Here is a 13,981-nt window from a genome sequence, read left to right as displayed (position 1 = left end):
CTAGTTGCTCCGCGCCGGCGCCAGCAGGCTCCACCATTCGGCCAGCGTCGGCTTCTCTGCCAGGTCGACGAAAGTGAGACTGGAGCCGCCACGGCGCCAGCGTTCCACCAGGCTCATCAGACGGATCGAATCAAGGCCGGCGTGCAGCAGATGATCGTCGCTGCGCAGATCGGATGGCGGCATCTGCAGCAACTGCGCGACCTCCGCCTGCAGTGCCGCCAGGCTGGTTGGCAGTGCGCTGGCAGCGGCCGGCCGCAAAGCCTCAGTGACGTTCTGGGTGCTGCTGACCACGCCGCAGCGTTGCGATACGTAATCCAGCGCCATGGCGTGCTGTTCAGCGGAGAAATCGGCCAGCGCATCGCCTACCAGGAACGGCTGTATGTCGTTCATGAAGGCGTCGGCGCTGGTCATCAGGCAGCCGATATGGGCATACACGCCGCATACGATCAGCTGATCGCGGCCCTGCGCCTGCATGCGCTGCAGCAGGTCGCTGCGCACGAAGGCGCTGTAGCGCCACTTGGTCAGCACGATATCCTGCGTGCGCGGCGCCAGCTGCGCCACCACCGGCGCCCGTTGCGGCTGCGCCGTCAGGCCAGGCCCCCACCAATCTTGCAGCAGGCCGCGCTGTTCCGGCGCCTGCTGCGCCGGCTGCGCGGTGTACACCACCGGCACGCCGGCGGCGTCGCAAGCATCGCGCAAGCGGCTGACATGCTCCAGCAGGGCCGGGATCGGCGCCGCCTTGCTATCGTAGAAATCGAGGAAATATTCTTGCATGTCATGGATCAGCAGCACCGCGCGCGCCGGATCCGGCTTCCAGTCGACGCGGTTGGTGGGCATGGCGGCTGGCATGGGATAAGAAGCGATTCTTGGAATAGTCATGGTGATGTCTTGAACTGGTGATTGGTTAAGGATGGACGCCGGCCTTGGCCAGCTGTTCTGCGATGCGTTCGCGCAGGACGCGCTTGTTGACCTTGCCGACGCCGGTCTTGGGGAAGCGGTCGACGAATTCGATGCGGTCCGGGATTTTGTAGTGGGCAATGCCGCGCTCGCGCAGGAAGCCGGTCAGCTCCATGGCCCGCGGCACCGGGCCGCGCGGAATCACGAAGGCGCAGCTGCGCTCGCCCAGGTAGGCGTCCGGCATGGCCACCAGGGCGACGTCATGCACGTTCGGGTGCGCCAGCAAATGGTTCTCGACTTCATCGGCAGCCACCTTGTCGCCGCCGCGGTTGATCTGGTCCTTGGCGCGGCCCTCGACCACCAGATGGCCGGACGGCAGGCGCGACACCAGGTCGCCGGTGCGGTAAAAGCCATCGGCGGTAAATGCGCTGGCATTGTGCTCTTCCGCCTTGTAGTAGCCGCGTATGGTGTACGGACCGCGGGTCAGCAGATGGCCGACTTCTCCCGGCGTCACATCACGGTCTTCGTCATCCACCACGCGCACTTCATCGGCAGCGGAAATCGGCCGCCCCTGGGTCGAGGTGATCAGCTGTTCGATATCTTCGTAACGGGTATAGTTGACCAGCCCTTCAGCCATGCCGAACACTTGCTGCAAGGTGCAGCCGAGCACCGGCCACACGCGCTGCGCGACTTCGGTGGTGAATTTGGCGCCGCCTACCTGCAGCAGCTCCAGGCTGCTCAAATCGTGGCGCCGGCCGCTGTTGCTGTTGCCGGCCGCATCCAGCCACACCATCGCCAGCGGCGGCACCAGCGAGGTGACGGTGACCCGTTCCGCTTCGATCAGCGGAAACGCATCGTCCGGACTGGCGCGCCGCGCCATTACCACGCAGCCGCCGACATACAGGATGCCGAGCGTGCCCGGCGAGCTGAGCGTGAAGTTGTGCGCCACCGGCAATGCGCACAGATAGATGCTGTCCGCCGTCAAGGCGCAGATTTCGGCGCTGGCGCGGATGCTGTAGAGATAATCGTCAGGCGTGCGCGGAATCAGCTTGGGCAAGCCGGTGCTGCCGCCGGACAGCTGCAGGAAGGCGACGTCATCGGCGCGCGGCTCGGGGAAGGTGCGCGCCTCGTCATACAAACTGTCAAGCGCGCAAAACTCCTCCGCCTCTCCCACTACGATGACATACCGCAAGCCAGCCTGTCCTGTCTGGACCTGGCGCGCCAGCTGGCGGTAATCGAAACCGCCCTCGACATCCGCGATGATGTAAGCCGTGGCTTCGCTGTGGGCACAGAAATAGCCGATCTCGGTGCGGCGATGCGCCGGCAAGGCAAACACCGGTACCGCGCCGAGACGGAACAGGGCAAAGCATACGGCGAAAAATTCGGCGATATTCGGCAGCTGCACCACCACCCGGTCGCGCGCGCGGATGCCGAGCCGGTCGAAACCTGCCGCCAGCTGGTCGCTGCGGCGGTCCAGCTCGGCATAGCTCCAGCGCCGCGCGCCGCACACCAGCGCCAGGCGCGACGGATATTGCTGCGCGCGCCGGCGCAGCATGGCGCCGAAGGTTTCTCCAGTCCAGTAACCGGCGGCGCGGTAAGCCGCCGCGGCCTCCGGCGGCCAGGGGGTAAATCCTGGCAAATAATCAAGCTGATCGGCGTTGCTCATGACGTCGCCTTCGCCGGCTCGTCTTCCAGCATCAGCTCCAGGTTCATCGCCGCCAGCATGGTGCGCAGCTTGGCCGAGGTTTCCAGCAGTTCCAGCTGCGGCTCGGAGCCGGCGACGATGCCGGCGCCGGCATACAGCGTCGCGCTATCGGCACCAACTTCGGCGCAGCGCAGCGTCACCGCCCATTCACCGTCGCCACGGCTGTCGCACCAGCCCACCAGGCCGGCGAAGTAACGGCGATCGAAACCTTCGGCGTCAGCGATGAATTTGGCCGCCGGCGCCGCCGGATGGCCGCATACCGCCGGCGTCGGATGCAGCGCCAGCGCCACTTCCAGCGAGGTGGTGGCGAGATCGGCCAGTTCGCCGCGCAGCTCCGTGCCCAGATGCCACATGGTCGGCGTCGCCAGCAGGCTTGGCGCCGCCGGTACTTTCAGATTTTTGCAATACGGCCGCATGGCGGCGGCCACTGCATCGACCACCAGCGCATGTTCATGCAGATCCTTGACCGACTGCAGCAAGCCATCGGCGCGGCGGCGGTCTTCGGCCGCATCGGCGCTGCGTGGGATCGAACCAGCCAATGGATGCGACACCAGCTCGCGGCCGTAGCGCGCCAGCAGCAATTCCGGGCTGGCGCCGATCAGCGTGCGATGCGCCCCAGCCCGCGCTGCAGCCGCGTCGGCCAGGTCGATGGCAAAGGTATAGCCGCGCAGATTGCGCGCCGCCAGCCGCTGCAGCAGGGCCGGGACCGCGATCTTGGCGTCGAGCGTAAGCGAGCGCGACAGCACGGTTTTTTCAAAGCGGGAATCGCGGATGGCCGCCAGCGCGCTGCGCACATTGCCGCGGTAGGCTTCGGGCGTCGGCTGCATCAAAGGCGTCATCGACAGCTGGGCGCCGCAGGATTTTTCCGCCTGACTCAAGGCGGTGACCGCGTTGTCGACGCCGGCGCCGCTGGCCAGCTGCTGCGGCATGTACAGGTAAGGCGAAGCCGAACTGCCGTCCAGGCGGAACGGCAGCGCACCCATCAGCACGGCGGGCGGGCGGCCTTCCTGCCGGGCTTCCTGCAGCCAGGCTGCCGCCTTGGCGGCAAGCTGGCTGGCCTCGCATGGAGGCAATACCGCCTTGACACCGTGCGCCAGCAGCGAGCGCCGCGGCGATGCAAAGAAGGTCGCGCCGGTCTGGTAGTGCTGGAGCAGATCCGCGGCGCTGGCTTGTTTTAAAAATGCATGATGAAGTCTGTCGTTCATGAAGACGGTCCTCGCAAGAAATGAGTGGTGGCGTGGCATGCGGCTAGCCGGATGAATGGTTGCCCTGCCCGCCAGCGAACGCGTCGTCCGCATCGGAACGATTGCATTGCCTTCGGCGCGATCAGTTGCGCGCTTTATTTCCGCTGCCGTTCATGCTTCTTGAGCAGAGCGGGAGGCCGGCAAGAGCGCGCTCGACGTAACCAATTGTAAATGAGATTGTAAATGCAAATGAGAATGATTAGCAATTGATTTATTAACCGAATGGAATTAATATGCATGGCAGACAGATATTCCTCCTCGCATCCAGCCCCGCAATTCGCGCAGCCAAGGCAGCCACCACCTACCGAGCACCCTCATGAAAAGAGACCAACTTGTCGTCGATGAAGAAAGCTTCCTCAACCTGGCCGGCATCGATCCCATGCCCTCGCCCGCCGAGCTGCGCGGCCTGCTGCCGCTCGACGCGCTGGCGGCGCAGACGGTCGCCACGGGCCGCCGCACCGTGCGCAACATCCTGGAGCGGCGCGATCCGCGCCTGCTGGTAGTGGTGGGACCCTGCTCCATCCATGACCCGGCTGCCGGGCTGGAATATGCGCGCAGGCTGCAGCAGCTGGCGGCCGAACTGGCTGACACGCTATACATCGTGATGCGGGTGTATTTCGAAAAGCCGCGCACCAGCATCGGCTGGAAGGGCCTGATCAACGATCCTGGCATGGACAATACTTTCCGCATCGCCGACGGCATGCAGCAGGCCCGCAGCTTCCTGTTGGAGGTCAACCGGCTCGGCTTGCCGGCCGCCGCCGAAGCGCTCGATCCGGTCTCGCCGCACTACCTGGGCGAGTTGATCAGCTGGGTGGCGATCGGCGCCCGCACCACCGAATCGCAAACCCATCGCGAGATGTCGTCCGGCCTGCCGATGCCGGTCGGCTTCAAGAACGGCACCGACGGCAGCGTCGAGACCGCGGTCAACGCCATCCTGTCGACTTCGCGCCCACACGCCTTCCTCGGCATCGACAGCGACGGCCGCGCCGCCGTCATCCGCACCCGCGGCAACGTCCACAGCCATCTGGTGCTGCGCGGCGGCAGCAGCCGCCCCAACTATGACAGCGTCAGCGTCGCCCTGGCCGAACGCGCGCTGGCCAAGGCCAAGCTCGCGCCGAACATCGTCATCGACTGCGCCCACGGCAACTCTTACAAAGACCACAGGCTCCAAGCGGCCGTAATGACCGACCTTGTGCAGCAGATCCGCCATGGCAACCGCAGCATCCTCGGCAGCATGATCGAAAGCTTCCTGGAAGCCGGCAACCAGCCTATCCCGTCCGACCTGGCGCAGCTGCGTTACGGCTGCTCGGTGACCGACGCCTGCGTCGACTGGGACGGCACCGCCGCCATGCTGCGCGAGGCCGCCGCGCAACTGCGCGACTCGCTGCCGGCACGCATCAAACCCAATACTGATACCGATACATGCACTACAGGAATGCAATGAAACAGCTGTCGCCCACCCAGGCCATCGTCATCGTCGCCGCCATCCAGTTCGTCTACATCCTCGATTTCATCATGCTGCTGCCGCTTGGCCCCGACCTGGCGCGGGCGCTGGCCTTCCCCAGCGACAAGCTGGGCTGGCTGGCGGCCGCCTACACCGCGGCCGCGGTAGTCTCCGGCCTGCTGTCGGTACGCCTGCTCGACCGCTTCGACCGCCGCTCGGTGCTGCTGCTGGCGTTCGGCGCCGTCGGTCTGTGCACCCTGGCAGCCACCTTCGCCAGCAACCTGACGACGCTGATGCTGGCGCGCGGCCTGACCGGCCTGTGCGGCGGCCCCGCGATCGCGCTCGGGATGGCGATCATCATCGACAGCACGCCGCCGGAACGGCGCGGCCGCGCCATCGGCAAGGTCATGCTGGGCTTTTCGATGGCGGTCATCGTCGGCGTCCCGCTGGCGCTGGAACTGGCGCGCTGGGGCGGCTGGCGCCTGCCGTTCTATGCAGTGGCAGCGCTGGCGGCGCTGGTATGGCTGCTGGCCGCATGGCGCCTGCCCAGCCTGCGCGCCCATCTGGAGCAGCCACGCAAGCAGCCGGTGTCGGCACGCAGCCTGCTGGCCCAGCCGGCAGTGCGCGCGGCCTGCCTGGTGCAAGCGCTCAGCCAGTTCTCCGCCTTCCTGGTGATCCCGCAATTCTCCGCCTACCTGCTGCTGAACCTCGGCTTTCCGCGCGAACGCCTAGGCATGCTGTACTTCGCCGGCGGCGTCACCGCGCTGGTGACCGTGCAGCTACTAGGCCGCCTGGCCGACCGCGCCGGCCCGCTGCCGGCCGCAGCCATCGCCTCGCTGGCGTTCTGCGCCGGCCTCGCGCCGTTTTTCGATCTCGGCGCAATGCCGCTGGTGTTGCCCTTCATCCTGTTCATGGCCGGCAACGCCGGCCGCAACGTCACCCTGGCCGCCCTCACCAGCCAGGTGCCGGCGCCGCATGAGCGGGCTGGCTTCATGTCTTTGCAGAATATTGTGCAGGATCTGGCGATTACTGCGGCTGCGGTGGCGTCCAGTTTGATGCTGGGAGAAACGGTGGATGGCCGGCTGACCGGGATGAGCGTGATAGCGTTGCTGTCAGCGGTGATGGCGGTTGCGGTACTGTGTGCCTTGCCGCGGTTACGTCGGCCGTTGGTCGTGGCGGTGTCGACGTAGCTGGAGGAAATGAAAATGGCGACGCTATCGATCTCGGATTAATGGCCAGCACATAACCCATGGCTAATAATTAGCTCACAAAAAAGCTCGCAATCCGCGAGCTTTTTTTATGTAACGTTGCCCCGTCCTGAAATAAGTTGATACTTTTCGCTGTAAATCCCGCGCGTGTAATGTTCTCTTCAAAGATACAGATCGAGATGATAATCCCGCCCCTCCTTTAGTCCTTGAGATCTTTCTAATGGACGTCCCTTTCGCCTCAAAGCCGCCTCTGACGGCAATTCATAATGCGATGTTGCATTGTCAATTTCGTTATGACAATATGCAGCAATATATTTTCCACGAGAAATTGATTCCAGCGATCATTCCATTCCTTATGGCTAGTCGCAAATATGGAAAAGCATACGCGGCAACCACAGGTAATGCAGTGCCGAACTCGTACCGGGAAAAATAACCGTTAGTCAAACGCCTGGCGATTACTGAAACACACCTGAACGGCATATCGCCCCGCCCCCTGTCAATAATTGACGCTAACTTTAATTAGGCAGTCGCACGATGAGAGAACTCACTATTCCATGCGAAAACGATGGCGATGAAAACGCAACCGAAATGGCCAGAGTCTGGCTAGGCAATGGATCATGCAATATCTCGCTATTGCTCGGAATGTATGAAGATGCTGAGGACAGCGACATCGATGAACTCTGGGCTTGGGGCAATATACTCAGCGACATCGCACAGCATATTGCAAATGGCCTAAAACAGAGTCATGGATGGGATGAGACTCAGACGATGTCAAGCCTGCGAAAGCATTTTAATGCGGCGATCAAGGAACGCGCGCCAAATTTGCAGGGTAGTTATGTAGATGAGCACTAGAACAAGGCTGCTGAGTAGCTTTATGCGAGAGGAAGATTTTCCGCTAGTTTCTTGCTTTCAGTCTTGAAAGTTGAATACGAAGATAGGATCTTTCATGAACGTCATCCTCGAAAAAACTGCCGGGATCCGCTACTACACCTGCATGTCGTCAATGTTTTCGGATTTAGGAATATCTGCAGCGACTTTCGATTGGTATGTCAGTGATATCGAGACCAACTATCGTGGCGCCGCGTTTCAATCCGAAGACCATTGGATCAGTGGTGAAGAGTTGGAAAAATTCTTGGCTCACAATGAAGTTCAATTCATTTGGGGAGTGTTTAGCGCAGTGCCAAAAGGATTTCGCTCAACTGTAAATAAGGCACCTTATGCCGACGGAAATCCAGATTACTGGAAGGGCATGGAAATTACGCCTCAACTGCCAGGAGCGTTATTCGAAATTGCATGCTGGGATGGCAGCGCAACGATTTTTATCGGATTACCGCCGGACGCGCTGAACAGTCTGCGTAGAATTTATCCCGATATAAGACCGCTCGCCATCCGGTCATAACTGTGGCTCGGCTAGCCAATAGTATGTTCAGATTGTGAACCTGTGCCTCTCCAAGCTTTTCAGAGCACCCGCATTTTCCAGACAATGGTTCGCATAATATATTTTTAATTCATATCCGCTTGAGATGGAGGGATCGAATGGGACTGGCTTTTTTGCCGTGGGAAAGACTGCCCTCGTGGGTACTCGGCCCCATCATGGTTTTAATCGGTGCATATTTTTTCGTCAATGCCGAATCACTCTCCTGGCATCAACTGGGAGCATCAATGCTTACTATCGCAGGTGTGTGTACGTCCCTATACGGCTTGAGGAAGTTACGCGCGCGGATGCTTATTTGTAGTTGTGCGCGCCCTCCGTTTCATTACAGTCAATTTCAGAGAATCGAACTTGGAACAGACAGGCATGGCGCCGACGTCTCCGTTTCCAAGTGCAGGAAATGTGCTACTGCGTCGCTCGTTTATTTGATAGAAGAACCTCAATACACCCAATCTGGGCGCTGGTGGAGAGTTCCGCTCGCTACCGAATTTTCCAACGGCATACCTCTTGAAACCGCACGTGCGTATATTGAAGAACAGCCTTGGTGTTTCGTTGGCGGCAGTTTCTTCAAATCTACGGGCAGCAAGAAGATTGCCCCCATCAAAGTCAGATAAGATAAGTCACGTCAGGCGTTAGAAAAAATCCGTGTGTCATATAAATATAATAATCGACAAAGTCGCACACATCTCCTTAGGCAAATTCAAAAATGAAAATAATAGTCACCAGAGATAGCGTCACCGCTGGAGACGACGTAGCCGCGCCTCATCGTCGCGCATTCGAGTTTACCGATGGCACATCACTTCTTGATGCGCTGGCGGCCATTTCCCGATCCAACTATTTAGCAAACATATCCGGCGGCAGAGCCACATGGTCGGCGGTTTCTGGCGTTCCGCTCGCGGTCATCGCACAGGAATGGGATTGTCCCCAAAATTTACTCCAGGGGACCGAGGAAAGTATAGACATCCGAAATGCCATAATTCACATCCATTTCAATTACCACGTTCAGATTAACCCGGACGCCGTATTTGAAGTACTGCGGGGATTACGACTCAAGGCATATTGAACATGGATAAAAATGAAGATAACGGTTTAAGCGAGTCGGAAAAAGTATCGCGTTTTGGATGTGGCGCCTTCCTGGGCGTTTTCTTAGGAACCCTGTTCATCGTAAAACTCGCATTATCGTCATTTGGAGTTATTGCCGCCGTGATCGCATTTTCCGTGTTTGCATGCGGAATTCTAGCGGTGAAGCACGGCGATGAATTTTGGCATTCGCTGAAAAACTGGGATTGGTGGCAATGAACCGATGCCAGAAAACATGTGCGATTTGTGCTTTGAGTACAGTTTAGGAGAAGATATTGCTCAGTCTTGACAGTAGCCGCTGGTCTGAACTTCAACATGCCTACGGCGCGGCGACAGACATTCCAGATTTGCTCAGGCAGCTGGCCAGCGTTCCAGGTTCGAGGGGCGATGCAGAGCCCTGGTTTTCATTGTGGAGCTCGCTTGCTCATCAAGGCGACGTTTATTCAGCTTCTTTTGCTGCAGTTCCGCACGTAGTTCACGCTCTGGCTTCTGCGCCGCTGAAGGCTGACTCCACATACTTTCAGTTTCCTGCGTGGGTCGAAATCTGTCGTGCGAAACATGGGATGACAGTACCAGAAGACCTGGCTGCATCTTATCTCGAATCCCTATCACGATTGCCAGCTATCGTTGCTGCCGCTGCAGGTCGCGAATGGGACAGTGCATTTTTGTCTTGTGCTCTCTCAGCCATCGCGGCGTCAAAGGGGCAATATATTGTCGCCGAAGCTCTGCAAGAGCTATCGCCAGAAATTGCTGGCGAGTTTATGCAATGGTTCTATGAACGTTAATCTCCCCATGTCAGACCGTCTCGAACTTCACAACTACATCGCATTTTTTGAAGCAGAGCCTGAGGTGCTAGATCCAGAAGTGGGTTGGTACTATGGCGCAAAATTCATATCAATCCGTAACGGCGATCGAATAGTCACGCTCATTGCACCAGGTGACGGTCAAATCACGTTCAGATGGTGGCAAGATGAAATCCTTCGAGCCGACTTCAATTTGAAAGGCGTGGCAGATTGGAGCCTTGACTGCAATTCACGAAGAGAAATCCTGTTCCTCAAATTTCAGCAGCCAGGTATCGGATTTTTCTCGTTGCAGCTTAAGCCTGAAATCAGCTTTGCGTGGATCACTGAATGGGCATAAGGTGAATTTAACTCGGCATTAAAAGCCGGCCTGCCCTTGCGGTAAGCAGTTTTATGAGCTCCGGCTGCATGTACTCATAGTCATCCGGGATATCCAGGCAAATAATCCGCTTGCCGCCGAGATAGGCCTTGAATTTGGCCGATAACTTGCTGCGATGGGCTTTCTCCATCACGAAAATGATCGTCGCCCATTCAATTTGCTCCGTCGACAAGGGGACAGTCGCGTCGCCGCCCAAGCCGGCCGAATCGCTTTCAACGCCTGGCCAGGTAGAAAAAACTTGTTCCGCGGTCGGGCTCCTTAGGCGATTCTGACTGCAAATAAATAGTGCTCGCTTCATGAAATGTAGTCCATATTAATGGCAATGTTCATTGCACTGCTGACGCGCAAAGAAGAGGCTGCCTTACACGAAGCCACGCGCTCGCCTCAGTATCCCACGGCCAAATACCACTTGTACTCGGGTAGATGAGCTGCAGCACCTTGAAGCTTAATCCACCGTAAAGCCAAATATCCCATCCCATGTACTCGTGATAATTTTTCTGCTCGACTTCTCTAAATAGACAATCAAATCCCACCAGAAAGCCACTGGTCATTTGGCCGTCTACAAAACGTTCACCGGATTTCACTCTGCGGCTGTAATCGTTCACAATGGAATGAGCGAGTTCCCTCTTGAGACCAATGACGATAATTTCCGGAGCACCACAAGATTTTCCAATGCCGACGGAGTAGGTAAATGGCGGCATTTCATTCTCCTCAAATACATTAATAACATGACACCCATACGTCTCAATGTCGGCCAATGCCTTGCGCTCACCTTCGTCCATTCCCTTGCCTTCCTCAAATAATTTCCATCTATTGTCCCTTGACGATCAGCTGATTTTCACTCAGAAATAGTCTTGGATTTTCACGATTACTCTTTACGAACTCGCCGCGACCGAAAAACGCCCACCGAAATTACCACCTGACAAGAGACACCGCTCCGCCTCAATCACTCTTTTATAAATTGGGGGAAATGTCGCAGCAAACGTGAAACGGCCGTCAGTCTTCAATACCACGCAAGACCCATTCCCAACTAGCACATGACTGATCTCCTCCGTTTCAATATACAGCCTGGATTGATAACAAAAAAATCCAACTGTGATCTATTTCTTCGGTCTTAATAATGACTATCTCAGGCTTGTCTGGTGCCAATACAGGTCTGATTTATTTATCCGCGCATAGCAAATGGCATACGCATCGTTTTCGGAAAGCATCGTAATTCTTCTGCGAAAATAACTCGTTTTTTACGGATTCAGACCGTACTACGACGTCACTTGCCGTAAAGAATTATATATAAACAATCAATTAAATATTGAAATCTTCTTGGTCAAATCCAAAAATATCTATCGTCCATACCAATACCGGCGACGCTGGTTCCTGTAGGTATCCACCGCCACACCATCTCCAAACTTCAACAATATCGCCCCTCCCTCGTCATTCCGAAATCCCTCCGTCCCCCGCTCCTGATAGCGCGCCACCACCTGCTGCTTGGGATGATGAAACCGATTGCGATAGCCGACCTGGAACAACACAATCTGAGGATCAACCTGCGCCAGAAACGCCGCCGTCGATGAAGTCCCGCTGCCATGATGGGGCGCCAACAGCACGGTAGATTTCAAATCCTCGCCATAGCGGGCAACCAGTTGCTGTTCCTGCGCGGCTTCGATATCTCCGGGCAGCAAAATGGCATGCGGGCCATGGCTGACCTTGAGCGTGCAACTGACCATGTGCGGCTTGCTTTTTTGTTGCGCGGCCGATGCCTGATATTGCTCAATATCCGGATACAGCATTTCGAACTTCATCTCGCCCCATTGCCATGCCTGCCCTGCGTGACAGTTTTGGTGATCGGCTGCGGCCTGGACAATCGGATGCTGCGGCGGCAGCGATGAATATACGGTGCCGACCTTGACGGCATCCATGACCGACAGGGCGCCGCCGGCATGGTCGTTGTGGACATGCGATATTACCAGCGCGTCCAGCGCGGTAATGCCGCGCGCTTTCAGGTAGGGCACGATGACGCGGTTGCCGGCGTCGGATTCGGGAGAGTGGTAAGGGCCGCTGTCGTACAGCAGGCGCTGGTCGGCTGTTTCCACCAGCACCGCCATGCCCTGGCCGACGTCGAGGGCGGTCACCCACATTTCGCCGGCTGGCGGGCGACTACCCTGATCCAGCAGCAAGGGTAGCCAGCCGGTCAGCGCCAGCCAGCGCAGCGGCCAGCCGCGCGGCGCCAGCAGCCACACGGTGGCCAGCAAGGCCAGCCCAGCTGTCCACGCTTGCGGCGCCGGCGCCTGCCATACCGCAAACGGCAAGGCGCTGAGCCAGCCCAGCAGCAGCGCCAATTGCTCCAGCAGCAGGTGCGCGGCATGCCACAGCCAGGCCGACAGCGGCGTCGGCAGCGCACTGGCGATCAGCGTCAGCGGCGTCACCACCAGGCCGACCAACGGAATCGCCAAGGCATTGGCCAGCGGCGCGATCAGCGAGACGCGGCCGAACAATAGAACAGTGAGCGGCAGCAGGCCGATGGTGACCGCATATTGCGTGGCGCCGGCCGCTCGCAAGCCTTGCCACCATTTCGAAATGCGCGCATTGCCATCATCGCGCGCGGCCGGCCGGCGACCGACGCTGGTGTACAGGATCACGCCGACGGCGCAGAACGACAGCCAGAAGCCGGGCCACAGCACCGCCCAGGGATCGACCAGCAATACCACGAGGAGCGCGATGCACAGCACATGCGAAACGCTGGCGATGCGGCCACTCCACAAGGCCAGCGCCACTACCAGCAGCATGTACAGGGTGCGTTGCGCCGGTATGCCGAAGCCGGCCAGCAGCACATAGGCGAGCGCGGTCAGCGCGCCGCTCAGGGCGGCGACTTTTTGCGTCGGCAGCAGCAACGGCAAGGCGGCGTTGGTAAAGAAAGAGCGCCGCCACAACGCGGCCATGACGGCGGCGAACATGCCGGCAATCATGGTGATGTGCAAGCCTGAGATCGCGACCAGATGGCTGATGCCGGTGCGGTTGAAGATTTCCCAGTCGGACTGGTCGATGGCGCGCTGGTCGCCTATCGCCAGCGCCACCAGCACGCCGGCGTAGCGATGCTCGGGCAAGGCATCCAGGATGCGTTCGCGCAAACGGCCGCGCATAAGTTGGACCAGATTGCCGGGGCTGAATACAAACGGCTGCAATTGCCGGTTCCCCGAACTCGCTCCCTGGTCGCCGCGGACGTAGCCGGTAGCGCGCAGATTGCGCTCCAACAGCCAGGCCTCATAGTCGAAGGCATGCGGATTGGCGCTGCCATGCGGCCGTTTCAGGCGCACGGTCAGTTGCCAGCGCGCTCCCGCGGTAAGCAGCGGCTGCGGCGTTTGCTCCTGATCGCCGTTGCGGTACCAGGCCAGCGCCAGGCGCTTCGGGATGACCGGCGATTCACCGTTCTGCTGCACGACCTTTTCGACGACAAAGTTGAAACGCGCGCCTGTTTCAAAATACGATGGCAGGCTGGCTATCGTGCCAATCACCGTGACATCGCGCCCTTCCCATTCCGGCGCCAGCTCATGCCGCAGATAGTAATGCGCAAACAAGGCCGCCCAGACGAAACCGCAGGCAAAACCCGCCAGCAGGCGGACGGAAAATTTGAGCTGCCAATAAGGGATTTTATAAGTTGCGCAAACCAGTGATATCGCCGCCAGCGCCAGGCAAGCCAGCAACCAGATTGCCGGCAAGATCGCCTGCATTTGCAAAAAGACAATACCAAGCAGGAAGCCGACGATCGCGCTACGCATCCGGAGCGCGCCCGTGCCT

14 protein-coding genes are annotated in these 13,981 nt (G+C 58.8%); 8 read left to right on the top strand and 6 right to left on the bottom strand.

Features of this window, described 5'->3' with window-relative positions:
• From BCF11_RS20215 to BCF11_RS20205, 3 genes are read right to left on the bottom strand one after another with little or no spacing between them, the layout of a single operon-like run.
• A complete protein-coding gene (locus BCF11_RS20215) occupies nt 1-879 on the bottom strand; it encodes an isochorismatase family protein (protein ID WP_199110957.1) in 879 nt (292 codons plus the stop codon).
• A 25-nt stretch (nt 880-904) separates the two neighbouring features.
• Nucleotides 905-2,563, bottom strand: a complete 1,659-nt coding sequence (locus tag BCF11_RS20210; RefSeq protein ID WP_098496334.1) for a (2,3-dihydroxybenzoyl)adenylate synthase — start codon at nt 2,561-2,563, stop codon at nt 905-907.
• The gene (locus BCF11_RS20205) at nt 2,560-3,807 is read right to left on the bottom strand and encodes an isochorismate synthase (RefSeq protein WP_098496333.1); all 1,248 of its coding nucleotides are present in this window, start codon (nt 3,805-3,807) and stop codon (nt 2,560-2,562) included. The genes BCF11_RS20210 and BCF11_RS20205 overlap by 4 nt, the downstream gene beginning before the upstream one ends.
• A 355-nt stretch (nt 3,808-4,162) precedes the next feature.
• On the opposite strand from BCF11_RS20205, the gene BCF11_RS20200 reads away from it, so the two are divergent.
• The 8 genes from BCF11_RS20200 (at nt 4,163) to BCF11_RS20165 (ending at nt 10,150) form a co-directional block, all read left to right on the top strand.
• The gene (locus BCF11_RS20200) at nt 4,163-5,290 is read left to right on the top strand and encodes a 3-deoxy-7-phosphoheptulonate synthase (RefSeq protein ID WP_098496332.1); all 1,128 of its coding nucleotides are present in this window, start codon (nt 4,163-4,165) and stop codon (nt 5,288-5,290) included.
• On the top strand, nt 5,287-6,480 hold the full coding sequence (locus tag BCF11_RS20195; protein ID WP_199110955.1) for an MFS transporter: 1,194 nt from the start codon (nt 5,287-5,289) through the stop codon (nt 6,478-6,480). The genes BCF11_RS20200 and BCF11_RS20195 overlap by 4 nt, the downstream gene beginning before the upstream one ends.
• Before the next feature lie 552 nt (nt 6,481-7,032).
• The gene (locus tag BCF11_RS20190) at nt 7,033-7,350 is read left to right on the top strand and encodes a DUF5076 domain-containing protein (RefSeq protein ID WP_098496330.1); all 318 of its coding nucleotides are present in this window, start codon (nt 7,033-7,035) and stop codon (nt 7,348-7,350) included.
• Nucleotides 7,351-7,444: 94 nt separating this feature from the next.
• On the top strand, nt 7,445-7,897 hold the full coding sequence (locus BCF11_RS20185) for a hypothetical protein (RefSeq protein WP_098496329.1): 453 nt from the start codon (nt 7,445-7,447) through the stop codon (nt 7,895-7,897).
• A 739-nt stretch (nt 7,898-8,636) separates the two neighbouring features.
• Nucleotides 8,637-8,993 carry a hypothetical protein gene (locus tag BCF11_RS20180; RefSeq protein WP_098496328.1) on the top strand — a complete coding sequence of 119 codons (357 nt, stop codon included), beginning with the start codon at nt 8,637-8,639 and terminating at the stop codon, nt 8,991-8,993.
• A gap of 2 nt (nt 8,994-8,995) precedes the next feature.
• Nucleotides 8,996-9,229 (top strand): hypothetical protein, encoded by a 234-nt coding sequence (locus BCF11_RS20175; RefSeq protein WP_098496327.1) that lies wholly within the window; start codon nt 8,996-8,998, stop codon nt 9,227-9,229.
• A gap of 56 nt (nt 9,230-9,285) precedes the next feature.
• The gene (locus tag BCF11_RS20170; protein WP_098496326.1) at nt 9,286-9,795 is read left to right on the top strand and encodes a hypothetical protein; all 510 of its coding nucleotides are present in this window, start codon (nt 9,286-9,288) and stop codon (nt 9,793-9,795) included.
• A complete protein-coding gene (locus BCF11_RS20165) occupies nt 9,785-10,150 on the top strand; it encodes a hypothetical protein (RefSeq protein WP_098496325.1) in 366 nt (121 codons plus the stop codon). Before BCF11_RS20170 ends, BCF11_RS20165 begins: the two co-directional genes overlap by 11 nt.
• A 7-nt stretch (nt 10,151-10,157) precedes the next feature.
• Here BCF11_RS20165 and BCF11_RS20160 read toward each other — a convergent pair whose 3' ends face one another.
• The 3 genes from BCF11_RS20160 to BCF11_RS20150 all read right to left on the bottom strand — a co-directional run bounded on the left by BCF11_RS20160 (nt 10,158) and on the right by BCF11_RS20150 (nt 13,962).
• On the bottom strand, nt 10,158-10,487 hold the full coding sequence (locus BCF11_RS20160; RefSeq protein ID WP_098496324.1) for a low molecular weight protein tyrosine phosphatase family protein: 330 nt from the start codon (nt 10,485-10,487) through the stop codon (nt 10,158-10,160).
• A 28-nt stretch (nt 10,488-10,515) separates the two neighbouring features.
• Nucleotides 10,516-10,971: a DUF4262 domain-containing protein gene (locus BCF11_RS20155; RefSeq protein WP_098496323.1), complete on the bottom strand. Its 456-nt coding sequence runs from the start codon at nt 10,969-10,971 to the stop codon at nt 10,516-10,518.
• Nucleotides 10,972-11,529: 558 nt separating this feature from the next.
• The gene (locus BCF11_RS20150; protein ID WP_098496322.1) at nt 11,530-13,962 is read right to left on the bottom strand and encodes a DNA internalization-related competence protein ComEC/Rec2; all 2,433 of its coding nucleotides are present in this window, start codon (nt 13,960-13,962) and stop codon (nt 11,530-11,532) included.
• Nucleotides 13,963-13,981 lie beyond the last annotated feature (19 nt).

This window comes from Collimonas sp. PA-H2 (assembly GCF_002564105.1).
Classification (GTDB): Bacteria; Pseudomonadota; Gammaproteobacteria; order Burkholderiales; family Burkholderiaceae_D; genus Collimonas.
The sequence above is the reverse complement of the archived record's forward strand: the minus strand, read 5'-3'. Positions and strand labels throughout refer to the sequence as shown.